21 protein-coding genes and 1 riboswitch are annotated in these 24,863 nt (G+C 67.8%); of the genes, 7 read left to right on the forward strand and 14 right to left on the reverse strand.

The annotated features are described in order from the left end of the window. Nucleotides 1-48: 48 nt before the first annotated feature. Together AC1DX2_RS18260 and AC1DX2_RS18265 are read right to left on the reverse strand one after the other, a co-directional pair. Nucleotides 49-822, reverse strand: coding sequence for a PEP-CTERM sorting domain-containing protein (locus tag AC1DX2_RS18260; protein WP_477197820.1), 774 nt, complete (start codon nt 820-822; stop codon nt 49-51). A gap of 416 nt (nt 823-1,238) precedes the next feature. Next, the gene (locus AC1DX2_RS18265; RefSeq protein ID WP_477197821.1) at nt 1,239-1,745 is read right to left on the reverse strand and encodes an acyl-CoA thioesterase; all 507 of its coding nucleotides are present in this window, start codon (nt 1,743-1,745) and stop codon (nt 1,239-1,241) included. A gap of 189 nt (nt 1,746-1,934) precedes the next feature. Here AC1DX2_RS18265 and AC1DX2_RS18270 point away from each other — a divergent pair, with 189 nt between their 5' ends. Further along, on the forward strand, nt 1,935-2,108 hold the full coding sequence (locus tag AC1DX2_RS18270) for a hypothetical protein (RefSeq protein ID WP_477197822.1): 174 nt from the start codon (nt 1,935-1,937) through the stop codon (nt 2,106-2,108). A gap of 47 nt (nt 2,109-2,155) precedes the next feature. On the opposite strand, the gene AC1DX2_RS18275 is transcribed toward AC1DX2_RS18270, so the two are convergent. The 5 genes from AC1DX2_RS18275 to AC1DX2_RS18295 all read right to left on the reverse strand — a co-directional run bounded on the left by AC1DX2_RS18275 (nt 2,156) and on the right by AC1DX2_RS18295 (nt 8,098). Further along, nucleotides 2,156-3,250: an extracellular catalytic domain type 1 short-chain-length polyhydroxyalkanoate depolymerase gene (locus tag AC1DX2_RS18275; RefSeq protein WP_477197823.1), complete on the reverse strand. Its 1,095-nt coding sequence runs from the start codon at nt 3,248-3,250 to the stop codon at nt 2,156-2,158. A gap of 40 nt (nt 3,251-3,290) precedes the next feature. Beyond that, entirely contained in the window at nt 3,291-3,716 is a 426-nt protein-coding gene (locus tag AC1DX2_RS18280; RefSeq protein ID WP_477197824.1) for a CopG family transcriptional regulator, read from the reverse strand. An 80-nt stretch (nt 3,717-3,796) separates the two neighbouring features. Further along, the gene (locus AC1DX2_RS18285; protein ID WP_477197825.1) at nt 3,797-6,142 is read right to left on the reverse strand and encodes a catalase; all 2,346 of its coding nucleotides are present in this window, start codon (nt 6,140-6,142) and stop codon (nt 3,797-3,799) included. A 119-nt stretch (nt 6,143-6,261) separates the two neighbouring features. Further along, nucleotides 6,262-6,894: a hemerythrin domain-containing protein gene (locus tag AC1DX2_RS18290; RefSeq protein ID WP_477197826.1), complete on the reverse strand. Its 633-nt coding sequence runs from the start codon at nt 6,892-6,894 to the stop codon at nt 6,262-6,264. Between the two features lie 175 nt (nt 6,895-7,069). Beyond that, nucleotides 7,070-8,098, reverse strand: a complete 1,029-nt coding sequence (locus AC1DX2_RS18295; protein ID WP_477197827.1) for a hypothetical protein — start codon at nt 8,096-8,098, stop codon at nt 7,070-7,072. Nucleotides 8,099-8,296: 198 nt separating this feature from the next. Further along, nucleotides 8,297-8,400: riboswitch (cyclic di-GMP riboswitch) on the forward strand. 160 nt (nt 8,401-8,560) lie between these two features. Between AC1DX2_RS18295 and AC1DX2_RS18300 the strand changes: the two genes are divergently transcribed. The 4 genes from AC1DX2_RS18300 (at nt 8,561) to AC1DX2_RS18315 (ending at nt 13,462) form a co-directional block, all read left to right on the forward strand. Then, nucleotides 8,561-10,507, forward strand: a complete 1,947-nt coding sequence (locus AC1DX2_RS18300) for a methyl-accepting chemotaxis protein (RefSeq protein WP_477197828.1) — start codon at nt 8,561-8,563, stop codon at nt 10,505-10,507. Between the two features lie 235 nt (nt 10,508-10,742). Then, nucleotides 10,743-11,033, forward strand: a complete 291-nt coding sequence (locus AC1DX2_RS18305) for a hypothetical protein (protein WP_477197829.1) — start codon at nt 10,743-10,745, stop codon at nt 11,031-11,033. A gap of 19 nt (nt 11,034-11,052) precedes the next feature. Then, nucleotides 11,053-11,697: a hemerythrin domain-containing protein gene (locus AC1DX2_RS18310; RefSeq protein ID WP_477197830.1), complete on the forward strand. Its 645-nt coding sequence runs from the start codon at nt 11,053-11,055 to the stop codon at nt 11,695-11,697. 112 nt (nt 11,698-11,809) lie between these two features. Then, entirely contained in the window at nt 11,810-13,462 is a 1,653-nt protein-coding gene (locus AC1DX2_RS18315; RefSeq protein ID WP_477197831.1) for a matrixin family metalloprotease, read from the forward strand. Nucleotides 13,463-13,501: 39 nt separating this feature from the next. Here AC1DX2_RS18315 and AC1DX2_RS18320 read toward each other — a convergent pair whose 3' ends face one another. The 4 genes from AC1DX2_RS18320 to AC1DX2_RS18335 all read right to left on the reverse strand — a co-directional run bounded on the left by AC1DX2_RS18320 (nt 13,502) and on the right by AC1DX2_RS18335 (nt 19,689). Next, nucleotides 13,502-15,934, reverse strand: a complete 2,433-nt coding sequence (locus tag AC1DX2_RS18320) for an HzsA-related protein (RefSeq protein ID WP_477197832.1) — start codon at nt 15,932-15,934, stop codon at nt 13,502-13,504. A gap of 124 nt (nt 15,935-16,058) precedes the next feature. Next, nucleotides 16,059-16,490, reverse strand: a complete 432-nt coding sequence (locus AC1DX2_RS18325; RefSeq protein ID WP_477197833.1) for a hypothetical protein — start codon at nt 16,488-16,490, stop codon at nt 16,059-16,061. A gap of 54 nt (nt 16,491-16,544) precedes the next feature. After that, nucleotides 16,545-17,321 (reverse strand): trehalose-phosphatase, encoded by a 777-nt coding sequence (otsB, locus tag AC1DX2_RS18330; protein WP_477197834.1) that lies wholly within the window; start codon nt 17,319-17,321, stop codon nt 16,545-16,547. Between the two features lie 16 nt (nt 17,322-17,337). Continuing rightward, nucleotides 17,338-19,689, reverse strand: coding sequence for an alpha,alpha-trehalose-phosphate synthase (UDP-forming) (locus AC1DX2_RS18335; RefSeq protein WP_477197835.1), 2,352 nt, complete (start codon nt 19,687-19,689; stop codon nt 17,338-17,340). A 75-nt stretch (nt 19,690-19,764) separates the two neighbouring features. On the opposite strand from AC1DX2_RS18335, the gene AC1DX2_RS18340 reads away from it, so the two are divergent. Continuing rightward, the gene (locus AC1DX2_RS18340; protein ID WP_477197836.1) at nt 19,765-21,588 is read left to right on the forward strand and encodes a glycoside hydrolase family 15 protein; all 1,824 of its coding nucleotides are present in this window, start codon (nt 19,765-19,767) and stop codon (nt 21,586-21,588) included. A gap of 32 nt (nt 21,589-21,620) precedes the next feature. On the opposite strand, the gene AC1DX2_RS18345 is transcribed toward AC1DX2_RS18340, so the two are convergent. From AC1DX2_RS18345 to AC1DX2_RS18355, 3 genes are all read right to left on the reverse strand, one after another. After that, nucleotides 21,621-22,808, reverse strand: coding sequence for a mechanosensitive ion channel family protein (locus tag AC1DX2_RS18345; protein WP_477197837.1), 1,188 nt, complete (start codon nt 22,806-22,808; stop codon nt 21,621-21,623). A gap of 155 nt (nt 22,809-22,963) precedes the next feature. Continuing rightward, nucleotides 22,964-23,455 (reverse strand): hypothetical protein, encoded by a 492-nt coding sequence (locus tag AC1DX2_RS18350; protein WP_477197838.1) that lies wholly within the window; start codon nt 23,453-23,455, stop codon nt 22,964-22,966. An 86-nt stretch (nt 23,456-23,541) separates the two neighbouring features. After that, complete coding sequence (locus tag AC1DX2_RS18355) at nt 23,542-23,940, reverse strand: SpoIIAA family protein (RefSeq protein ID WP_477197839.1); 399 nt, start codon at nt 23,938-23,940, stop codon at nt 23,542-23,544. A gap of 172 nt (nt 23,941-24,112) precedes the next feature. Between AC1DX2_RS18355 and AC1DX2_RS18360 the strand changes: the two genes are divergently transcribed. Then, nucleotides 24,113-24,751: a LysE family translocator gene (locus tag AC1DX2_RS18360; protein WP_477197840.1), complete on the forward strand. Its 639-nt coding sequence runs from the start codon at nt 24,113-24,115 to the stop codon at nt 24,749-24,751. Nucleotides 24,752-24,863 lie beyond the last annotated feature (112 nt).

Below are 24,863 nucleotides of genomic sequence, written 5' to 3' on the forward strand. Positions count from 1 at the left end.
GATAGGCCCCTTGTGTGTGCTGCGGCGTGGCCCAGGGGCCGCTGCCGCTCAACCCCGGCGCTGCTGACGCCGGCGCGCCACGGCCAGACCGGCCAACGCCAGGCCCAGCAGGGCGATGGAGCCGGGCTCAGGCACCTCGGCGGCGGTCACGTCCAGGTTGCGCCACATGGCGGTGTAGGCAGTACCCTTGTTGTAGTCCTGGAACATCACGTCGGTGACGAAATCGGCACCGTAGCCGTTGACCGTGCCCACGGCAATGCCATTGACACTGTAGGTGACGGTGTCGGCAGCGCCGTCCACCGAGAAGCCCAGCGTGTACCAGGTGTCCAGCGCCAAGCCGCCACCCAGGTTCATCCAGGCGCCGGCGCTGTCCCAGCCCTGAAAGAACAGGCCGTTGGCGCCGTTGGCCAGTTCAATGATGGGGTAGGTCGGGTCGGGGGTGTTGCCACCGGTGGACCACAGGCCGGCAATGCGCTGGTTCAGGCTGGCCAGATCGCGGCCCACGTACAAATCGGCGCTGACCGCGTAGCTGCCGGCACCCAGGTCGCACTTGCGGCCTTGCGTGTCGTAGAACGCGTCGCCAAAGGCAAGCGGCCGATTGGCCGCCGCGTCCGCCGGGTCCACAGACACGCTGAGCACGCCGCCGGCAGCGCTGAAGCCGGCAGGTGCATAGCGGTCGGTGTAATAGGTGCCGGGCGCCTGCGTGGCGCTGAGCGTGACACCGCCGCTGAAGCTGCACGCGGTGGGCGCTGCATAGGCGGCCTGGGCGCACAGCGCCAGAACCGTGCCCGCCACCGCCAGATACTTCTGAACTGTTGCCATGGGTTCTCTCCTACTTTGAAAGTGAATGAAGACGCCAAAACGAATGCTTATCCACCGCCACTGCGTACCCAAAAGGAGAGGCGACTGAGCGCTCCTCCTTGTAAGAACGCCACCCTGTTATTTGCTGAATGGTGGGTGGTGCGTGGTCAGTCAGCGAGCGGGCGTGCAAAATCCGCGCCCGGCAGGCGGGCCGTGAGCACAAGCAGTTGATTTGGAAAAAGAAACGGCGCTTGCTCGGCCAGGCGAGACGGGGCCAATGTTTGTCAGCTGTTAAACGCTTCGACAAGCAATGCGTAGGAGGCGATGCCGCCGATGTGTAGGAGAAGATGCCGGCACTTGTAGGCGCCGCTCAGGCAAAACGCAGTGGCGAAAAAAGCGCGCCGGGCACGGCTGCCGGCGCGCTGTCCACAGCGTTGTCAACAGGCCGCAGCCCCCGCCGCCACTGCCGCCGACTTCATTGCCGCCAGCCGCTCGCCAAACTCCTGCCGCAGCGCCTTACGCAGCTTGGCGGCCTCGAAGCGGCGCTGCTCGTCCGGCGTGGCGGGCTGCAGCGGCGGCACGCTGGACGGCTTGCGCGCGTCATCCACCGCCACCATGGTGAAGAAGCAGCTGTTCACATGCCGCATCTTCTGGCTGCGGATGTCTTGCGCCATCACCTTGATGCCCACCTCCATCGAGCTGGTGCCGGTGTGGTTGACGCTGGCCAGAAAGGTCACCAGCTCGCCGACCAGGATGGGCTCGCGAAACGTCACCTGGTCCACCGACACCGTCACCACGTACTTGGCCGCATAGCGGCTGGCGCAGGCATAGGCCACCTGGTCCAGCCACTTCAACAGGTGGCCACCGTGCACGTTGCCGGCAAAGTTGGCCGTGTCCGGCGTCATCAGGATGGTCATGGTGAGCTTGTGGGCGGGCAGGTCCATGGCGGGTCTCGACGGGTTGGGTGGGTCGGGGTGCGCTGCGGGCAGCGTGACAAGCATTATCAGCAGAAGTGCAGACGCGCCCTCGTCCGACAGCACAACGCCTTCGCGGACGACAGCCCCGGCTGCCACCCCGCCCTACAGTGAATTCACGGGCTGCATCCTGCGGCCCACACCACAAGGAGCACCTTCATGCCCACTGGCAACACCAAACCCGCTGACACCTCCACCCGGCAAGGCACCAGGGACACCAAGTCCGCCGCCGCTGCCGCTGCAACGCCCAGCAAGGCCAAGTCGGTCAGCGGCACCAGCAACCGCAAGGCCAAGGGCGGTGAAAAGAGCACCACCGGCAGCAAGAGCAGCTGACCTGCTGCTCTGGCCGGCCAGCAGGTTCACAACAAAGAAAGCCGCCGTCAGGCCATGAAGAAACGCAGCATCTCTGCGCTGGCGTCCACACCCGAAGGGTCCGTGTAGGACCCGCTGGCCTGCCCGCCAGACCAGGCATGACCGGCGCCGTGCAGCGTCCAGTGTTCTGCCCACGTGATGCCGCCGGCATCGGCATAGGTGGCTCGGGTGTAGGCCTGGCCACGGGGTGATGCGCCCTTGGATTCCACCGCATGCATTGCCGCGTCTGTTCCCGCAGGCGTTCCTGCAGGGCCGGCGCTGCTGAGCACGTCGGCCAGCACTTGCTGCCCATTGCGCGGGTGCACCGTGCCATCGCGGTCGCCATGGAAGACGATGGTGCGCACCCGCGGGCCGCCCGCCGCCGCAGCGGGGCCACGGCCACTGCCGCTGCGCATCACCGCCATCGCCTCGGGCACCCCATTGGCGCTGGCCACCGGCAGCCCTGAATGCACGCCCACGGCGGCGAACAGCTCCGGGTAGGCCGCAGCCACCACCGCCGCCATGGCGCCACCGGCCGACAGGCCGGCGATGAAGATGCGTTGTGGGTCCACCCCGTGATCACGTACCACCTTGTGCACCAGGTCGGCAATCAGCGCCGGCTCGCCGGCGCCGCGCCGCTGGTGGTTGTGTTTGAACCAGTTCCAGCAGCGCGACGGGTTGGCGCTGTGAGATTGGGCCGGGTACAGCACCAGAAAGCCCTGGCGTTGCGCGTGCGCGTTCATCGCCGTGCCGGCGGCAAAGTCGTCCGGGTCCTGGGTGCAGCCGTGCAGCATCACCACCAGCGGCATCCCTGGCCTGGCGCCGCCGGGCGGGGTGTACAGCTTGTAGTCGCGCGTCAGGCCGGCATGGCTGTGCACGCCGGCGGTGAAGGTTTCGTCCGGCGCGACGCCCACCCCGTCATCGACCACCGGCTCGCGCCGGGTTTCAAACACGCAGCCATCCAGCACCAGGCCGGACGGCGCGGCGGCGTGCACAGCGGCGCTGTCAGCCGGGCGGCCACCCTGGGCCAGGGCCTGCTGGATGGCGCGCGTGGCCTCTTGCAGTTGCCCCGCGCTTGTCAATTGCATCGCCTGGCGCATCAGGTCGCTCATGGCTGGGTTCATGGGGACTTTCAAAGTGAAAAAAAGAACAGAAGAGAGCTGGTCAGACCATGCGGCTGGCCAGCGCGGCTTTCACGGCTGCGGGCGCGTGCAAGGCGCCCAGCACGGTCAGGGAGGCAAAGGTGTCCAACGCCAGCTGGGGAGTGACGTCATCGGCAATGCTCATCAGCCCCAGCACGCGCACATGCAGCACTTCCTTGCTGCGCCGCACGGCCTTTAACTGCTCGGCGTCGAAGTGCTGCAAACCCAGCACCAGCGTCTTGCGCACCACCACCTGGCGCACGGCGTCGGCGTGGGTGGCCAGCTGGTTGCGGATGGCCGTCTTGATGAAGTCGGTGCGATTGCTGTAGAAGCGCTCGGACACCAGCAGGTCGATCTGGCCCAGATCGACGAAACCGAGGTTGATGGTGATCTTTTCCGATTCCGCGATCGAAGAACCCGCCGGCGCCACAGAAGTTTTCTTGCCCATGGGCTCATCGTATCACCATCCATATGGATGGTATACAGATGGTCAAAAAAACCTCGCCACCGGCAGGACAATCGCGGCCATCAGACCACTGGCGGATCCGTCTCCCGCTCCGGGTGCCGGTGGCGCGCGATGCCGGCGATGAACGCCTTGGTCGCTGCCGCCGACGCCGCGCTGACGATGATGCCCGGGTCATCACCCCCGCCCGGCAACTGCCGGCGCACACCCGCATCCGCCAGCAGTGACTCGGAGGCACCCAGCGCCAGGATGGTCTTGCAATGGCGGTATTGGTCCTTGATGAACTCCATCGTGTGGCCGTCCCGCGCCAGGGCCGCGACGGCATCCGCACCGTCGCCCAGCGCCATGGCGTCGAACAGGAAACCGGGCTCGTTCTCCAGCGAGGCATCGGCCTGCAGCGCACTGCCGTCCGAGGTCTTCACCTTGCCGATGCGCGGCGCCACAAAGCGTGGCGCGGCGCCTTCGGCCAGCAGCGCGTCGCGCAAGGCTATCGCGCTCTTGCCCACCACACCGTCGGCCACCACAATGGCCACCTTGCGCGCGGTGATGGAGCCGTCGCCCGGCCGCGCCGTCAGCGACAGCGGCGGCGAGTTCTTCACCTCCGGCTTGGCCACCCTGGCCAGCACGCGCGGCATGGCGTCGGGCAGGTCCATGCCCAGGCCCTCGGCCACCTGGCCCGCCAATGCCTCGGACACGTTGCGCAGCGATGCCACCATGCGCTGGCGCACCGCCGGCACGGTGAGCTTGCTCAGCTCGAAGCGGAAGGCGGCGGCAATGTGGGCCTGCTCCACCGGCGTCTGGCTGTCAAAGAACAACGTGGCCTGCGTGTAGTGGTCAGCAAACTTCTCGGGCTTGGCGCGCACCTTGTCGTGGTTCTCCTTCGCCGCCAGGCGCTCGGGGATCGTCACGAAGCCTTGCGCCGCACCGGCCTGGAAGGGGCAGCCCCCGCCCAATGAATTGGGCTCGTACGCCACCCGGCCACGCGGGATGGCCTGGCGGTGCATGCCATCGCGCTGGTTGTTGTGCACCTGCGCCACCGGCGCGTTGATGGGGATCTCGTGGAAGTTCGGCCCGCCCAGGCGGCTGATCTGGGTGTCCACATACGAGTGGATGCGCCCGGCCAGCAGCGGGTCGTTGCTGAAGTCGATGCCCGGCACCACATGCGCCACGCAAAACGCCACCTGCTCGGTCTCGGCAAAGAAGTTGTCAGGGTTGCGGTTCAGCACCATGCGGCCCACCGGTGTGATGGGCACCAGTTCTTCGGGGATCAGCTTGGTGGCATCCAGGATGTCGAAGCTGAAGGCTTCCGCCTGCTCTTCCGTGAACACCTGCACGCCCAACTCCCACTCGGGAAAGGCGCCGGCCTCGATGCGCTCCCACAGGTCGCGGCGGTGGTAATCCGGGTCGGCGCCGGAGATCTTCACCGCCTCGTCCCACACCAGCGAATGGGTGCCGAACTTGGGCTCCCAGTGGAACTTGACGAACACCGACTCACCGGCCTCGTTCACCAGCCGGAAGGTGTGCACGCCAAACCCCTCCATGGTGGCGTAGCTGCGGGGGATGGCGCGGTCGCTCATGGCCCACATCAGCATGTGGGTGGATTCGGGCATCAGCGAAACGAAATCCCAGAACGTGTCGTGCGCGCTGGCCGCCTGCGGCATGCCATGGTGCGGCTCGGGTTTGACGGCATGCACCAGGTCCGGGAACTTCATCGCGTCCTGGATGAAGAACACCGGCATGTTGTTGCCCACCAGGTCCCAGTTGCCTTCGTCGGTGTAGAACTTGACGGCAAAGCCGCGCACGTCGCGCGCCGTGTCTTTGGAGCCGCGCTCGCCGGCCACGGTGGAAAAGCGCACGAACACCGGTGTCACCTTGCCCGCCTCCTTGAACGGCGCCGCCTTGGTCAGCCGGGTCAACGGCTCGTAGCATTCGAAGTAGCCGTGCGCGGCCGAGCCGCGCGCATGCACGATGCGCTCGGGAATGCGCTCGTGGTCGAAGTGGGTGATCTTCTCACGCAGGATGAAGTCTTCCAGCAGCACCGGGCCGCGCACGCCGGCCTTCAGCGAACTCTGGTTGTCCGCCACCGCCACACCCTGGTTGGTGGTCAGCGCCTGGCCGCCGGAATCGACCCGCACGCGGTCCAGCGGCTCTATGGCGGCGTTGACGCCCTCGGGCGCCACGCTGCCGGTCTTCAGTGTGCCGTTGTCCTCGGTCAGTGTGCTGCCCGTGGGCAGGCGCGACGCCGGCGCCACGGTCTGGCCGCGGGGTGGGTTGACGCCATCGGCAGCGCCATGCTCCAGCGCCTTGTTGGCATTGAACGGCATGCCGGCCGCCAGGGCCTCGGTTTGCGCAGCCTGCGCGCGCGCAGGATCGGTGTCGACAACGGGCTTGGCCGCAGGGGATTTCTTCATGGTGGGACCTCAGTTGAAAATGGCCGAAGCGCCGCCGAAGCGTCGCCGAACGGGCGACGACACATCGGCGACAGGGTTGGGGGAAAGGGAGCCGCCGTGTGCGCGGCCGACAAGTCGAGTTAACCCATGGCCAACCGGCCACTCAAGCTGGCCAGCAGACCAGGGGACGTCGCATCAGGCGACTTTTGCGCCTTCAGTTCTTCCTTGCGCGCCGCCATTTGACCGCCCAGCGCCGCCATGTCGAGTTTGGTGCGCTTGGCCTTGGGGAACATCTCGTTTTGCTCTTCCTTCACGTGGTGCTTCACGTATTCGGACATCACCTTGATCTTGGCGTCGAACATTTCACCGTCCGGCTCCTTGCCCTCCACCTGGGCGATCAGGTCTTTCAGCGTGGCGTGCTCCACCGTGGCTTCGGGCACCAGTTCCTTGTCTTTCAAGGCCTGCTTCACCGCGGGGTAGAAGATTTCTTCTTCCACCTGGGCGTGCACGGTCAGTTCGTCGCAGATCTTGGACACCAGCGCCTTCTTGCGCGCGGGCGAGCGGGTCTTTTCATAGTCGTCAAACAGGCCGGAGACCAGCTTGTGATCGGCACGCAGCAGGGCGACGGCGTCCTGCGCCTTCGGCGCCTTGGGTGTTTTGGCCGCCTTGGATGTCTTGGCTGTCTTGGTTGCCTTCAGCGACTTGGCTGCCTTCGGCGCGGCGGGCGCCTTCCTGGCGGTGCTTGCGCGTTTGGCGGGGGTGCGGGTGGCCATGATGGGTGTTCTTTCTGATGAATGGTTGAGAGGCAAAACGCTGCGCCTTAGCGCACGAACAAGGCGATCAAAATGATGATGGGAATGGGCACGCCGACGAGAAACAGGATCAGGGAACGCATGGCAAGTCTCCTTTGTGGGTGGTTAGAGATGGGATCGGGAAAGCAGTAACCGCTCAGGCGTCGCGCTCGCGGCCACCCAGCGTGGCCGTGAAGCTGGCAATGAAGGCACCGGACAACAGCGCGACGAACAGCCACAGCGTCACCTGTATGCCCAGCTTGCGGGCAGTTTCAGCGGCCTGCGCGGCGGCGGCCTTGGCATTGCTGATGCTGGTCTGCAGCGTGGTGAAGGCGTCTGTCACCCGGCGCTCGGCGTCGGCCTGCGGGATGCCGGTGCGCTGCGCCACCAGTTGGCCCAGGTAACGCACGTCTTGCGGCGGCAGCACCGGGGATTGGATGGAATTGGCAAAAATGCGGGTGACCTCGGGCACCGGCACACGGGATGTGTCCGCGCCACTGTCTGCGCTGGATGCAACCGTGGCTGTGGTGCTGGATATGGCGGTGGCGTCCTTGCGGAACAGCGAATCAATCAGGTAGCCCATGGAGCCAGCGCCGGCAATGCCGAGCGCGCCATTCGCGCTGCCGACACCCTCCCCTTGCACCGAGCCGCTGGCGCCACGGCTGGCCGTGCCCGCCGCGGCGGCGCCGACCACCGCCGCGCCGGTGGCCGCCGTGGCGGAGGCTTGCACCGCCGTGCCCACAGCACCAAATGCCGCTGACAGCAGCAATGCGGCCGTCACCAGCGAAGCCACGGCCCACGACAGCAGGCCGTGCGCGGTGTCGCGGAAATACACCTCATCGGTGTGCACCGCCGTCCAGCGCGTGCGCAGCCGACCGGCCAGGTACCCACCCAGCGCACTGGCGCACAGCTGGGTGACGATGACCCACACGATGCTGGCCACGCCGAAGGTGCTGGCCTGCACCCCTCTCTGGGCCCACGGCGAAATGGAAGACAAGCCCAGGCCGGTGCCCAGGGCCAGCAGCGCCAGCGATGCCGCTGCCGCCGCCACTGCACCGGCAAATATCGCACCCCAGGAGACGGCTGACGCGGCCTGCGGGCTCGCCAGGTCCAGGTCTGCCACCGTGTCTGCGGCGAAGTGTGCGCCGTTGCCGCGTGGGGTCTGCGCCAGGGGTGAAATTGACATGTTGTCCTCCTCATTGGTTGCCATTGATCCGCCACACTTTTTGGGGGCGGTGTAGGGCTTAAGCGTACGGACGAAGACGCCATGCATCTGTGCGCTGGCTCACTGAGCCTGCCTGGCGCTGCGACACACATGTGGCCACCGGCTCTAGACAGCCGACTCCAATCCGTCCGTTGACAAAAAAATGTGTACGCGTATAATTAGCGCCTTCGGCACACCTGAGCGAAAGCCAGCGTCGCAAAGCCACCGGTCTGATGCGTACCGCCCTCTTCAAGGCGATGGACTATGACAGCGGGGCTGCCAGGAAGGGCTACTCTGCCCGCTTTCCTGTCATCTCACCATGGCGTGGCCATGGGCGGATTGCGTCCTCTTCCCGTCTTTTGCGTGAGCCGATGCGGGGCAGCCGGCTGTGCCGTGTCTGTCGCCACCGACCCACAACGTACAAGACACTGAAGAAGACACACCATGTTCAAACACTCCATAGGCGCGAAACTGTCCGCCTCCGCCCTGTCCGCCGTGCTGCTCTCACTGGGTGCCATGGCAGCCCTGCTGAGCTGGCAGATCTGGAGCGACTCCCAAGAGGCCGCGCGCCGCCAGTCCCTGCTGTTTGTGGAGCAGGTGCACGCCACCTTCACCGCCTATGACGAAAGCGCGCGCGAGCAGGCGCGCAAGGACTTCAACCTGTTCAAGTCGCGGCTGGCCGGCGCCTTCAAGCTCGACACCTCGGGCAGCGAGCCCGTGCTGCTGCTAGCCGACAAGCCGTTGAACGGCCAGTTCGACCTGATGGACGCTTTCACCCAAGACTCCGGCGGCGCCATCGCCACCGTGTTCGCCCGCCAGGGGGACGACTACCTGCGCGTCACCACCTCGCTGCGCAACGCCCAGGGCGAGCGCGCCTTTCGCACGCTGCTGGACCGCAAGAACCCCGCCTATGCGCTGATGGCGCAAGGCCAGACCTATATAGGCCGCGCCTCGCTGTTCGGCCGCGAATACATGTCGGTGTATGAGCCCATACGCATCAACGGCAACACCGTGGGCATCCTGTTCATCGGCTCCGACATCGGCGGCCTGCTGGGCCGGCTGGAGGCCAGCATGCAAAAACTGCAGCACGCACAAAGCGGCGCCGTCTACGCGCTGGACACCCGCAGCGGCGCCAGCCTGGGCCGCTACTTCGGCATGCGTGCCGGCGTGCAGCCGCTGAACCTGGAGCAGCCGCAAGACAAGGACTGGCTGCAAACCCTGGTCAACGTGAAAGAAGAAGAATTTGTGGACAGCCTGGGCTCGCCGCTGGACGCCACGCGCCATGCCACCGGTGGCACGCGCACCCCGCGCACGCTGGCCGTCAAGCGCTTTGCGCCCTGGAGCCTGGCCATCGTGGCCGACGCGCCCACCGCCGAGCTGATGGCCCGCGCCCGCGCGCTGGTGATCGAGCTGTGGCTGGCTGTGCTGGGCGTGGCCGTGCTGCTGGGCGTGGTGTTGACCTGGACCAGCCGCGCGCTGGTGGTGCGCCCGGTGCGCGCCTTGGCCGACGCACTGAACCGCCTGGCCAGCGGTGACCTGGGCACGCCCATCACATCCCGCTCGGCCGACGAGCTGGGCCGCCTGTGCCTGGACATGGAGCAGTTCCGCAACCAATTGGCCCACAGCATGCACGGCGTGCGCCAGAGCGCCGACGCCGTCTCCACCGCCAGCAACGAGATAGCCCAGGGCAACCAGGATTTGTCCGCCCGCACCGAAGCCCAGGCCAGCGCGCTGCAGCAGACCGCCGCCAGCATGGAGCAACTGAGCTCCGCCGTGCGGCAAAACGCCGACGGCGCCGCCCAGGCCAACCAGCTGGCCATGAGCGCCTCCAGCGTGGCTGTGCAGGGTGGCGAGGTGGTGGGCCAGGTGGTGGAGACCATGAAGGGCATCAACGAGGCCAGCCGCAAGATCTCCGACATCATCAGCGTCATCGACGGCATCGCCTTCCAGACCAACATCCTGGCGCTGAACGCGGCCGTGGAAGCCGCGCGGGCCGGTGAACAGGGCCGGGGCTTTGCGGTGGTGGCCAGCGAGGTGCGCTCCCTGGCCGGGCGCAGCGCCGAGGCTGCCAAGGAGATCAAGACCCTGATCAACGACAGCGTGGAGCGCGTGGAACAAGGCACCACCCTGGTGGACAAGGCCGGCGTGACCATGAGCGAGGTGGTGGCCTCCATCCGCCGCGTGACCGACATCATGGGTGAGATCAGCGCCGCCAGCACCGAGCAGGCCGCAGGCGTCACGCAAGTGGGCCAGGCCGTGGCGCAGATGGACCACGCCACGCAGCAAAACGCCGCGCTGGTGGAAGAAATGGCCGCCGCGGCTGCCAGCCTGCGCAGCCAGGCGGGTGAGCTGCAGGGCTCGGTCAGCGTGTTCAAGCTGGCACGACGCTGATGCTGGATGCATCGCCCGCGGCGCGGCCACGGCTGGCGCCAATGACGCGCTGATCGATCAAGCCACCAACGGCTGATGGAAAGAGGCGCTTGCGCGCCAGGGCGGACGGGGCATCGTCCGACACGGAAACGCCATCGCGGATGACAGCCGCGACGGCGATGCGGCTCTACAGTGAATCATGGGTGGCACAACCGCGCCGGCGGTTGACTGCCCCTGTTTCACTACCGGAGAGCCCATGACCCAACAGCACAACCAGAGTCAACGCCAAGGCCCGCAACGGAGCCCCCGGCCGGCACCTGCCGGTGGCCAAGGCGACCTGTTCGGCACTGCGCACCAACCCTCATCACCGCAAGCGCAGGACCGCGCCTGGGTCGAGGCCATACGCGGCGCCAGTACCGTGGAAGACAACCTGGAACGACGCGGCGAGCGGCGCGGCGACCGGCGCGCGCGCATCAGCCGCGACGACAACGGTCCCCCTGCCCCAGCGAGCCAGGACCGCGCTGGCCGCCACAGCGAAGATCTGTAAGAACACAAGGAGAACCACCATGGCCACCTCTCGTACCACCCCGCGCACCAGTGCTGCCCGTACCGCTGGCGCCATCAAACGCGCGACCGCGCCCGTGAAGCGGGTCGCCAAGCATGTCGTGCGCACGGCCACCCGCGCGCAAGACGCCATCGCCTTGTTGCGCGCCGACCATGCTGAAGTGAGCGCGCTGTTTGCCGACTACACCAAGACACGTGGCACGGTCCGCAAGCAGCGGCTGGTGGAGCACATCTGCACCGCGTTGACGGTGCACACGCTGATTGAGGAAGAAATCTTCTACCCCGCCGTGGAGCGGGCACTGAAGGACAAGACGCTGGTGCCCGAAGCCCAGGTGGAGCACGCCACGCTGAAGCAATTGATCAGCCAGCTGGAAGGCGGCTCACCCGGCGACTGGTTGTATGACGCCCGCGTGCAGGTGCTGAGCGAGTACGTGAAGCACCATGTGGAGGAAGAACACACCGAGATGTTCCCCAAGGCCAAGGCCGCCAAGCAGCTGGACATGGCCGCGCTGGGCCAGGAGATGCGCGAGCGCAAGGCCGAGTTGCTGGCCATGCGCAAGGAAGGCTTCCTGGGCAAGATCAAGCTGGGCCTGGAAGCGCTGGGCCGCAACATGCCGCCCAACATGTACGCCGTTGCGTCCGTGTAGCCTCGGGCCTGTCGGTTCGGCCGTCCAAGTGGCGGTTTTTGCAAAAAGGGCGTAGATTTCGGGCGAACCGCCCCGCCCAAAGTCCCGGAGCGGCCTGCGCAGGAGGATTCGCATGCCCGCATCGCCCACCGCCCCCGCACGCCCCCCGCTGCTGCCTGCCTGGCTGCACGCCGCCCTGCTGGCCCTGTTGTTGTTGTGCACGTCGTTGCCCGCCACAGCCAGCATGTACAACATGCGGTTTCCCGGCGCCTGGCCCGGCGGGCGCATCAACTGGACCTACAACCCCGCCAACCGCCCCGCCAACATCAGTGACGACGAGATCATCGCCGCCGTCAGCGCCGCCTTTGCCGCCTGGAAGCTGGTGTGCCAGGTGGAGGGCACCTACGCCGGGCTGAGCACGGCGACGATATCGCCCTCGCCCATCACCAGCTTCGTGGTCGGCTGGCTGGACTTTGGCAGCGACCAGTTCCACGCCCGCGGTTCCCACACCAGCAGCAACAGCGGCAACTACCGGCCCTTCACCGGCGGCGCGATACAGATCAACATCGCCAACCTCAACCTGCGCGGCCTGCTGGACGACGGCTTCATGGCGGGTGTGTTCAAGCACGAGATCGGCCACGTGCTGGGCCTGTCGCACAGCGACGACCCCAGCTCCATCATGTTCGCCAACCCCTACAACGGCTCGAGGTACTACAACAACATCACCGGCGACGACGTCGCCGCCTGTGCGGACCTGTACGGTGGCAGGGGCGTGGCCGCCACGCAGGACTTGCGCGCCGCGCCCATCACCTCGCCACTGCCGGTGCAGGCCTTCGTGCTGGCCAGCCCGGCCACCGCCACCGTACCCACCAGCAGCCTGGCGCAGATCACCCCCACCAGCGGTGCCAGCTATTACTTCGTCACGTACTGGAACCAGCTGCCGCTGGGCACCGAGCTCCAGCGGCGCTGGATCGCGCCCAACGGTAACCTCTTCCAGACCAACACGGCGGCCAACACCAGCATCGCCAGCGGGCGCAGCACCAGCCTCTCGACGGACTACCGGTTTCCTTTCACCGGCACCTGGGCCTTGCAGGTGACGGTCAACGACCAGGTGGGCGCCAGCGTGCCGTTTGAGGTGACGCGCGGCGAGATCGACCCGGTGGCCGGCTTCGAGATGGCCTTGCTGGGTGAGCGCGACACCGGCACCCCCACGCTGTACAAATGGCGCGCCGTGCCCTACGGCCGTGGCAGCCCCAGCGTGGCCCAGCGCCTGGTGGTCAACGGCCAGGCCGCCAGCGCGCTGACCACCACGCTGCAGACCGGCGCCAACACCGTGGCGCTGTGGATGGAGACGGACCGTCCGCGCTACAAGCTGGACCAGGACGACGGCCAGCCCGCCCACTCCTACGATGTCATGCGGCAAATCAGCTTCAACGCCGCCGCCAACGGCACGCTGCTGCCCGCCGCACCGGTGGTGACGGCCAGCGGCACCGCCCCGTCCGCCAGCTTCAGCGCCGCACTGACAATGGGCGCGCAGCAGGACTACAACATCTACGTCGCCCTGATGTACAACGGGGTGCTGTTGTTCCGCGGCCCGGCCGGCTGGACCACCACCTTCGGTACAGCGCTGACCACGGCCAAAGGCCCCGCCGTGGCCCTGGTGGACCTGCTGCGCAACCACGACATCCGCACCCTGCCGGCCGGCACAACGCTGTGGGTGGGCTACGGCGGCGATCTGGTGGAGATGCTCAACAAAGGGCAGTTCGCGCTGGCGCGGCAGTTCTGACAGCACCGCTGGCGCCAGCGCCGACAGGCGCTGCCGTGCTCAGAACCCAGCCGCCATGGCCTGCTGCAGATAGTCCTGCAGCGCGCCCACGTCGATGGCCGCTGGCGACAGGCTGGGCTTGAAGTAATACACCCGCCCGTCCTTCACGCCCAGGTACTCGCCGCTGCTGGCGTAGTAGCGCAGCCGGTAACCGGCGGCCGACAGGCTGGTGCTGCCCTTGGGTAGGAAGTTGGCGCTGAACTGTCGCTCGGCCCAGGCGAACACGCGGTCTTCCGCCGGGGTTTGCATGTTGGCCTTCCACAGCCGCAGCAACTGGCGCAGGCCTTCGGGCGGGTTTTGCGGCTCGGCCGTGCCCAGTTGCGATTTCTGGTTGATGCCATGGCACGACGCACACACCCGCACCTCACCCGGCTGGAACGACAGCCAATAGCGCTCGCGCACCACCGGCGTGGTGTTGGCGCCGGCGCCATTGGTCAACTGCCAGCTCATCGCGCGCCCGGCCGGCACCAGCGCCGCCGCCGAGCCATCGGGCGCAATGGCCACCGCGCCCGGCACGCCGCTGGCCGCGTTGGCGGCAGCCGGCTCGTGCATCACCTGCGCCAGCACGCGCCGGCCCGCCCGGGGGCTGGTGGTGCCGCCCAGGCCGCGTATCTGGTCGGCCTGGAAGAACTGCAGGTGGCTGACGTCATACACGCGGCCCGCTTTGGCCACCGCGCCCACACCACCCGGCACGCGCAGGTTGAAGGGTTGCTGCCTGTCCGCCGCGTCGCGCAGCGTCACATTGCGGCTGACGGCGACCGCCAGCTGGTTCTGCGCCAGCCATTGCTTGAACTGCTGCGGGCTCACGCCCTCCTCAAGAAACACCTGCGCCTCGGGCGCGGGCAGCGCGGCCTCCACGCTGGTGGCGGGCCGGGGGCGCGGGCGCAGTTCCACCGGATTCAGTTCCCACAGCGGGCCGTTGTAGCTGACCAGTGTGTCCGGGTCCCAGTAGCTGACGGCCTTGCTGATGCCGCCGGTCAGCGATTCGCCAGCCGTGTAATAGCCCCCGCTGGCCACCAGCAGCTTGATGCGAAAGTCATACCGGCTGCCCGGACTGGCGGTGCTGCCGGTGTTCTTGTCGGCCCGCGTCTCAGGCGTGTGCACGGCGAGCAACTGACCGTCGCTCAAAGGCAGCGGCTCGCGGTACAGGCCGCTGTGGCCGGCAGGTGCACTGGCGCTGTCTTCGCGGTACGAAGCGGTGGCCGGGTGCGTGACGTAGGCAATGCCCATCTGCGCCGGGTTGTCGCTGGGCGCGCCGTTCAGCTTGACGATCTGCCCGGCCGCGTGCGTGCTGAACTCGGGCGCGCTGGTGCCGAAGAACAGGCCGGGCAGGCGCGGGTCTTCCTTCATCTGCAGCAGCGATTCGTTTTGCAGCGTCTGCTTCACCGCCGTGAAGCCATAAACCAGGTTGGGGTCGTCCAGAAAGCTCTGCGCGCCGTAGCCGCCCATCTCGTGCCGGCCGACGTGGTTCAACGTCTCTTCGGCGCTGCCGTCCTGGTTGATCATCCACGGGAAGAACTGGTTGAAGCGCAGGCCGCTGACCTTGGCGGTGTCGGCACGCGGCTCGGGGAACACTTCGGCGCGGCTGGCCAGCTTTTGCGCGGTGGCGCTTTCGCTCGCATAGTTGAAGGTGCCGTAGCCGGCGCTGCTGCCGGGCGCAGCACCATCGCCGGTGTCGGAGTCCGCCTGCTGGTCACGCTGCAGGTGGTCCCAGCGGGTGAAGATGATGCGGCCAAAGCTGTCCACGATGGGGGTGAACGCGCCCGAGGGCGTGTGGTTCAGCAGCTTCAGGTCGCCGCTGGCGGGCGCGAGGCTCCACAGGCCGGTGACGGTGGGCGCCTCTTCGTACTCGTCCAGCTGCGGGTACAGCTGCGCTTGGCCGTTGCGCGGGCGGTCGCTGGTGAAGATGATGCGGTCGTCGCTGCCGTAGATGGGGCTGATGTTGTTGTAGTTGGCCGGCTGGGTGGCCACCTTGGTGATCACCGGCGTTTCCGCCGCGCCCAGGCCCGTCACCTCGTACAGTTGCCAGTAATACGTCTTCACCTGGTAGCGCTGTGTGGGCGCGCCCACCAGCGCGCTGAAGATCACTTTCTTCGCGTCCCAACTGGGGGAAGGGTCGCGCACCGCAATCGCCGTGGCGCCCTGCATGCCAGCCATGCCCAGACCAGCCGCCTGCGTCAGGTTGCGCAGCGTGCCATCGGCGTAGCGTATCCACAGGTCCCCACCGCGCGCCACCGATTGCAGATCTGCCCGCTGGTTGCCGAACACCGAGCCAATGGTGGTGAAGTCAGCCGGCACCGGCACCTGGGTGACGAAGACGATGGGGTAGGCGGTGGTGACGGCGGCTTGCACCGCAGTGGCCGCGGACAGCAGACCGGCGAACACGGCAAGGCCAGCGGCCAAACGGCTGGCGACAGGGCGGGACGGGGGCATGGCGAGAACACGTGGTTGGAATGGCCACCACTATGCGATGGTTTTTATGCAGCGCGGCGCAACAGAACTGCAGAGTTGTATCGGGGTGTGACAGTCGGGCTCGTCTTGCAGCCGACGCCGTACGCTAAGCGGCTGGCGCGCCCCGCCGCGCGGCACCAAACGCCTCAGGGTCCGAATAGATCTGGATCAGGTTGCCGGTGCGCGACAAATGCTGCGCAATGGCCACCGTCAGCTCCAGCACCTTGGAGCCCACCAGCACGTTGACGCGCTTCAGGTCATGCCGGTGCTCGGTGAAAAAGCGCGTCCAGTCCTGGCTGACGGCCACCGCCGGTGCCAGCGCTTCGCGCGCGTCCATGAAGAGTTCTATCGGGCGCTCGCGCATCAGCGCCAGGCGCAGCTCATCCAGCGTGGCAGTGCCGAACTGGCCGCTGTCCACACCGCTGATGGTGACTTCGAGCACGCCAGGCTCTGGCCGCACGTAACGAAAGCTGCACGGCCCCGCGCGCAGAGTCACGGAACCGTCGGGTTGCAATTCGCGAGCGAGGGTGTCGGCCATGGGGGCAGTTTAGCGCGCCGCCACACCGTCACCGGCTGGCGGCCCGGCGCGCGTTCACGCCCCCAGCAACCGCAACAACCGCTGCAGCAGGGGCAGCAGGTCGTGGTGCCCTTCCAGCAGGAAACGCGCGTGCGAGCGCCGCCCATCGCGCCCCGCCTTCACCGTCAGCCAGTGCGCGGGGGCGCCGTTGAAGACCGCCTCGTCGTTGACGTCGTCGCCGACGAACATGGCCGTCTCGCAGCCCAGGCGCGCCACGAGCGCGCGCACCGCGTCGCCCTTGTCGGGCGCGCTGGCGGCCACCACGTTGTAGACCATCTTGCCGCCGAACACGCGCAGTTGCGGGCCGGCGGCCATGCTGAGGAAGTCGCGCGCGGCGTGCCGAGCGGCCAGGGGGTTGGGCGCCAGGCGGTAGTGCAGCGCGATGGACTGGCCCTTGTCCTCCGCCCGCACGCCCATCTGCGCCAGCCAGTCCGCCTGCCGCGCCAGGCGTGCGCGCAAGTCGTCCAGAGCCAGCTGCCAGGTGCCATGGCCTGTGAATTCGCTCTCGGCGCCGTGGTTGCCCACGATATGCTGCGGCGTGAAACCCAGGCGTTCCTGCACGTCGGCCACCGCGCGCCCGGTGACGATGGCCGTGGGCCGCCGGCTGGCCAGCGCCGTCAGGCAGGCGGCCAGCTCGGGCGCCACGCGCACGTCGTCCGGGTGATCCGCAATGGGCGCCAGCGTGCCGTCAAAGTCAAACGCCAGCAGCGCGCGGGCCGCCACCAGCCTGGCCAATGCCGACTCGCCTTCAGCGCTGAAGATGTTGGGGCGGCCGGTGTCCAGCAGGTTCATGGCGCAAGGCCCCGCATCATGCCTGCCCCAGCCGGCGCACCCGCGCCTCGATGCGCTCGCGCAGCCGCCAGCGTCCGGCGTCGGCCAGCATGCGGCCGGCCCAGCGGTAGACGTTGAATTCGCGCACCGTGCTGCGCAGGCTGGCCATGCGCTCACGCTGCTCGGCCGGCGGCATCACGGCGGCGCGCAACAGCGCATCGGCCGTCTCCTCCACGTGGTAGGGATTGACCACCAGCGCCTCGGTCATCTCGCGGGCGGCGCCGGCAAAGCGGCTGAGCACCAGCACGCCCTGCTCGTCGTTGCGCGCGGCCACAAACTCCTTGCACACCAGGTTCATGCCATCGTGCAGGCTGGTGACGATGCAGATGTCGGCCGCGCGGAACAGCTCGTTCACCGCGTCGAACTCATGGTGCTGCGCCAGCAGGTGCACCGGCTGGTAGCCGGGCGCGCCGAAGCGCTGGTTGATGCGCTCGGTCACCCGCTCCACCCGTTCCTGGAAGCTGCGGTACTCGTCCAGCGCGCTGCGCGTGGGCGCCGCCACCTGCACGAAGACAAAACGGCCGAGCCACTCTGGCGCCTTCTCCAGCAGCCGCTCCACGGCGTTGAGCCGCTCCAAGATGCCCTTGGTGTAATCGAAGCGGTCCACCCCCACGGCCAGGCACAGCGGCCGGGTCGGGTCGGCCGGTACCGTCAGGCCCAGGCGCTGCACCACGCGGCGGCGGCATTCGGCCACCGGCGCCCAGGCGGCCAACTGGGCTTCGGTGGGCCATTCGATGGAGATGGGGTAGGCCTCCACCAGCGTCTCCTTGTCCTGGTGGGCGATGGTGGAATGCTCGTCCTCGATGCGGGCTTCCAGGAAGCGGTCCACCGTCTCCATGAAGTTCTTGCAGTGAAAGCGGGTGTGAAAGCCCAGGATGGTACTGCCCAGCATGCCCTGCAGGATCTCGCGCCGCCAGGGGCAGATGCCGAAGGACTCGGGGTTGGGCCAGGGGATGTGCCAGAAGGTCAGGATGGTGGCCTGCGGCAGCTTCTCGCGGATCATGGCCGGCACCAGCGCGAAGTGGTAGTCCTGCACCAGCACCACCGGGTCTTCGCTGCGCGCCTCGGCCACCACGGCGTCGGCAAAGCGCTGGTTGATGGCCTTGTACATCTCCCAGTCGCCCTCGCGGAACACCGGGCGCACATGCGCCACATGGCACAGCGGCCACATGCCCTCGTTGGCAAAGCCGTAGTAGTAGCCCTGCTCTTCCTCGGACGTGAGCCAGATGCGGCGCAGCTGGTAGTCGTCCTGACCGGGCGGGACCGGCACGCGATCGCCCGCATCCACCACCGCGCGGTCGGCGCTGCCGCTGCCGTGGGCGATCCAGGTGCCCGAGCAGGCGCGCATCACCGGCTCCACCGCCGTCACCAGGCCGCTGGCCGGGCGCTTGACGACAATGCCGTCCTCGCGCTGCTCGTGGATGTAGGGCTCGCGGTTGGAGACCACGATGACCTGGTCCCCCCGCAGCTGCGTGTGCAGCAGCGAGCGCAGGCGCTCGGCGGTCCAGTGCGTCTCAGGCCCCTGCAGGCGCCGATGCTCGTCTTCCAGGTCGCGCAGGCGCTCCCTCAGGTCAGCCACGAAGGGTGCCAGCTCGGGCGGCGGCAGCATGGGCTTGAGCAGCCCCTCGCCGCGCATGATGGCGCGCACGCCGTTGACCCAGCCGCGCCAGCTCAGCTGCGCCACCACCATGGTGATGACGGAGATCACCAGTCCCAGCGCCGCCATGTAGGCCAGCATGTAGCCCCGCGTGTCCTGGCTGCGCCGCTCGATGAAGCTCAAGTCGTGCAGCAGCACCAACTGGCCCACGCGCACTGCCTGGGCCTGCTGCAGCGCGGACTCGTTGGCTGGTGCCGATGCACCGGCAGACGGCAGGCCGCCAGGTTCCTGTGCCATCGACGCCAGGACGTCGTGCACACCCACGTGCACCGCGCCGCCGGCCAGTTCCAGCCGCGGGTTGGGGCGCGCAGCCGCCTCGGCGGCGCGCTCGCAATCCAGCCGGGGCGGGAAAGCCAGCGTTCGGATCACAACTTGCCCGCGGGCGTCGCACACGCCGATGGCGAACAGGCGTTCATCCTGCACCGTGCGGTCAAACAGCGCGGCCAGGCGTTCCGGTTTGCCGGCCTGCAGGGCCTCGCCCACCGAGTCAGACAACGCGTTGGCCACCAGCAGGCCGCGGCTGCTCAGGTCGCGCGAAAACCAGCGCACCGTCACGCTGTCCAGAAAAGGCTGCGCCAGGTACGCGGCGGCCCCCAGCGTCAGCACCAGCGGCACCAGGAAACGCAACTGCAGCGGCAACGTGGGTATATGCACCTGCAGCAGCCGGGACACCCATCCTGGTGTGGAATGTTGTTGTGCATCTGTTTTCAAAGTTCATCCCCCTGTTTCTATGAAAGCTCAAGCAACATGACGCAAACTCCGCCGACCCCCTTGCAAGGGCCCGCCGCCTCGCTGGAACTGGCCCTGATAGGCAACTGCTGCATCAGCGCGCTGGTGGACACGCGCGCCAGCCTGGTGTGGTGTTGCATGCCGCGCTTTGACAGCACGCCGGTGTTCGACGCCTTGATGCGCTCGCCCGACGGCCTGCCAGCCGATGGCGCCATGACGGTGGAGCTGGAAGATCTGGCCCGCAGCGAGCAGTCCTACGACGCCGGCACCGCGCTGCTGCGCACCCGGCTGTGGGACAGCGCCGGCCAGGGCGTGGAGGTGCTGGATTTCGCGCCGCGCTTCGTCGTGCGCGACCGCGCCTTCCGACCGGCGCAGCTGGTGCGCCGTGTGGCGCCGCTGGCCGGCCACCCGCGTGTGCGCCTGCGCGTGCGCCCGCAAGGCGACTGGGGCACCCAAGCCCCGGCGCTGACCCGCGGCAGCCACCACCTGCGCTACGTGCTGCCCGAACTGACGCTGCGCCTGAACACCAACGCGCCGCTGACCTACATCACCGGCGAAACCTGGTTCTCGCTGCACCGCCCCATCAGCCTGCTGCTGGGGCCGGACGAAACGCTGGAAGGCGGCATCGAGGACACCGCGCGCCTGTTCGAGGAGCAGACCAGCCTGTATTGGCGCCACTGGACGCACCGCCTGGCGCTGCCGCTGGAGTGGCAGGACGCGGTGATACGGGCCGCCATCACGCTGAAGCTGTGCCAGTATGAGGAGACTGGCGCCATCGTCGCCGCCATGACCACCAGCATCCCCGAGGCCCCCAACAGCGGGCGCAACTGGGACTACCGCTACTGCTGGCTGCGCGACGCCTTCTTCGTGGTGCGCGCGCTCAACAGCCTGTCCGAGGTGGGCACCATGGAGAGCTACCTGGCCTGGCTGTACAACGTGGTGCGCGCCAGCAAGAACGGCCATGTGCAGCCGCTGTATGGCATCGGCCTGGAGGCGGACCTGCCCGAGAGCATCCTCACCCACGTGCCGGGCTACCGCGGCATGGGGCCGGTGCGGGTGGGCAACCAGGCGCACGAGCATTTCCAGCATGACGTCTACGGCAGCATCGTGCTGGGGGCGGCGCAGTCCTTCCATGACCAGCGGCTGTTCCGCCAGGCCGACCTGGGCGACTTCGAGGCACTGGCGCTGATGGGCGAACAGGCCTGGCGCCTGCATGACCAGCCTGATGCCGGCATCTGGGAGTTGCGCACCCGCGCCCGCGTGCACACCTCGTCGGCGCTGATGTGCTGGGCCGCCTGCGACCGGCTGGCCCACATCGCCACCACGCTCGGGCAGACCGCGGCACAGCAGCTGTGGCGCGAGCGCGCCGACCATATCAGGGCCACGCTGCTGCGCCGCGCCTGGTGCGAGGCGCGCCAGGCCTTTGCCGAGAGCTACGAAGGCAACGAGCTGGACGCCAGCGTGCTGCTGATGGCCGAGGTAGGCTTCCTGCCGCGCTCCGACCCGCGCTTCGTCAGCACTGTGCAGGCGCTGGAGGCGGGCCTGTGCGACGGCCCTTTCATGCGCCGCTACGAGGCGCGCGACGATTTCGGCCTGCCCGAGACCAGCTTCAACGTCTGCTCGTTCTGGCGCATCGACGCGCTGGCCCGCATCGGCCGGCGCGAGGAGGCGCGTGCCCACTTCAACCAGTTGCTGTCGCGGCGCAACCACGTGGGCCTGATGAGCGAGGACGTGGCCCCCGCCACCGGGGAGGCCTGGGGCAACTTCCCGCAGACCTATTCGATGGTGGGCATCATCAACTGCGCCATGCGGCTGTCGCGCGCCTGGGACGAGGTGGTGTGACGGGGCCGGAGCAGCGCGTGGTGTCATATGCGTCACGCCGGGTGCGCGGCCGGCTCCATGCCCGCTGTCGGGCTGGCGTCGGCCGGCCTGCCCACCTCGGCGGTCTTGCCCTCTTGCACCGCAGCGGCGGCTGCGGCCGTCTTGGCGGTCTCGCTGGAGTGGCTGGTCTCGCCCAGCTGGCCCATCTCCACGCGAGAGCGCGGCAGGTACTGCGGCGCGGTGCGACCCAGGAAAGCCAGCAGGCCCTCGCGCAACTCGCAGCGCAAGTCAAAGTTGGGCCCCGAGGCGGCTGAACTCACCAGCACCCGCACCTGCAGCGCGTGCTCGTTGGCGTCCGTCACCTGCAGCAGGCACAGCCGCTTGTCCCAATTGGCCGACGCCTCGCAGATCCGGCGGGCCTCGGCGCGCAGCGCGTCCACGTCAGTGCGGTGGTCCAGCCACAGCATCACCGTGCCCAGCAGTTCGGCGCTGGTGCGCGTCCAGTTCTGGAACGGGTGCTCGATGAACCAGGTCAGCGGGATGATCAGGCGCCGCTCATCCCAGATCTTCAGCACCACGTATGTGGAGGTGATCTCCTCCACCCGGCCCCACTCGCCCTCCACAATCAGCACGTCGTCCACGCGTATCGGCTGCGCCAGCGCGATCTGCAGGCCCGCCAGCAGGTTGCCGAACACCGAGCGCGCGGCAATGCCCACCACCAGCCCGGCCACGCCGGCCGAGGCCAGCAGGCTGGTGCCCAGCTCGCGCGCCCTCGGGAAGGTCATCAGGATGAAGGCCGTGCCTGCCAGCAGCACCATGCCCTTGGCTATGCGGGCCAGCACACTGGTCTGGGTGGCAATGCGCCGGGCCGCCAGGTTGTCGGCCACGTCCACCGGGTGGCGGGCGATCACCCCATCGGCCAGGCCCTGGATGAAGGCCATGCACAGCAGCGTGATGGCCGCGATCAGCAGCACACCGTTCAGGTGCTCCACGCCGTCAATGCCAGGCACCGTGTCGGGCGTGCCGCGCCACAGCAGTTGCAGCGCCATCAGCGGCTCCACCACCCGGGCCGTGCTGTCGCCCCGCGCCAGCATGGAGGCCAGCACCGGCGTGCGCGCTACCACCCGGTGCAGCAGGCGGTACAACAGGCGGTGTGCCAGCAACGCAGCCGCCGCCAACGCCACGGCCAGCAGCAACAACTGGCCCCAGGTGTGGCCCCAGGTGTCCCAGGCTTCGGTCATCCCATCTCCGGTTGTGCAGTGCAATACCGTCAATGTGCATGCGCGTCGACGCGCTTTCTGTGCGGTGTCCTACAGACTCGACCGTCGCCGCCCTGTGACACGCAAAAAAAGCCCGCTGCCGTGCAGGCAGCGGGCTGACGGTGGGGTGTCGGGCCTCAGTGGCGGACGCTGTTCAGGCGTTCCCAGGCGTCGCGGGCAGCGGGCCGTGCCGTGTCCCAGTCCAGGCTGGAGGTGCCGCGTGCCGTGGCCCAATCGCGGGCCAGATCAACCTCGATGTCGTCAAAGGCGCGGCCGCCGTACTGTGAATGGGCGATGAGGCCGTAGCCGTAGGCTGGGCCGTAGTCGTCGTAGCTCGCAGCCGGGCCCACATAAGGGCGGCCGACGTAGTTTTCACGCCAGTAGGTGTCTTCCGCCGTGGGGTCGATGCGTTCGGCAACGCCCTTGCCCGCCAGGCCGCCCACGATGGCGCCCGCAGCCGCACCGATGACCGTGCCCACCGGTCCGGCCACCGTGCCCACGGCAGCACCGGCGGCGGCGCCGCCCAGGGCAGCCCCCACGCCTGTGCCAATCGGGTGGGCGCCGGGTGCGCCGCTCAGCGGGTCGCGGTTGGCGTCGCTGGTGTCATTCAGCAGTTCAGAGTTGCTCATGGTGCCTCCTTGAGGTATTGATTGAAGTGCCTCCATGGTGGCGCTTTCGCCCCAAAAAGGATGTAGGAGAGCAGCCGGACAAGGCGTCAGCGCGGGTCTGCGCGCAGGGCCGCCGCTGATGTGCCAACCTTCAGCCAGGCCAGGGCCACGGCCCGATCCGCATACGCAAAGTGCCGCACCTTGGCCGGTGACAGGCGCTTCACCATGGTGGCCACCAGGTCCACGGCGGGGTGGTCCGTCACCAGGGCCACGCGCTTGACGCGGTCGCGGTGGGCGTGGGCAAATTCCACGTGCGTGGCCAGGCCGACCATGCCAACCCAGTCGGGAAATTTCTGCGTGCGCACCAGCAGGCCCTGCAGGTGCTCATGCTCCTGCAGATAAGCACCGGCCGCCGCCGACAGGCGGGCCAGGTCGTTGTCACCCAATTTGCCGCTGGCCTGTATGGTCAGGATGCCAGGGCGCGGGAGGATGGTGTATTTCAGCACGCGCGTGTCCAGGTGGTCATGGGGGGAGCTTGCACCCAAGCCGTTTTTTGGCCCGTGCGGTAGTGCACACATGCCGGGAAATCTTTGCCAGTTGCAGCCCCGGGGGAAATGCATCGGTCGCGCGGATGCGATAAGCTCGATGGCAGCTTGATGCCCCCTTCTGAGGAGTGACGTGAACGACCTGACCTACTGGCTGCTGTTCTTCAGCGCAGCCCTGGCCTTGAACCTCTCACCCGGCCCGGACCTGGTCTACATCCTGTCGCGCACGGTCGCCCAGGGCACGCGGATTGGCTTGGCCTCTGCACTGGGGGTGTGCTCAGGCGCGCTGGTTCACGTGCTGGCTGCGGCGTTTGGCGTGTCAGCCATCCTGGCCACCTCGGCCATGGCCTTTGCCATCCTGAAATACGCAGGGGCGGCCTACCTGGTCTTTCTGGGGGTGCAGGCGCTGCGCTCCAAGGGCATGCAGCTGGACGTTGCAGCACGGCCCGAGGCCCGGCAATCGGTGCTGCAGGCGTTTTGGCAGGGCGTGATGATCGACGTGCTGAACCCCAAGGTGGCCATCTTCTTCATGGCCTTTTTGCCGCAATTCGTCCGGCCCGGCCACGGCAGCACGTCGCTCCAGTTGCTGGGCTTGGGCGTCTTGGTGATCGCCGTGGCCATCGTGGTGGAGTCGCTGTTTGTGCTGGCGGCGGCACGCGCCACAGGCTTCTTCCGGCACAACCCACGGGCCAGCGTCTGGCTGGACCGGATGCTGGGCACCGTGCTGGTGACGCTGGGCGTCCGGCTGGCGCTGCTGGAGCAGCACCATTGAACGCAATTGCGCGGGCAGAAAGAACACCGGCGGTTGACGCCTGTCAGCACTCGCACAACCAGCGCAGCAGGCGGTCGCCACCGAATTACGCCACCGCCCAAAACTTCAAGCT

Source organism: Hylemonella sp. P2_B10 (assembly GCF_056404875.1).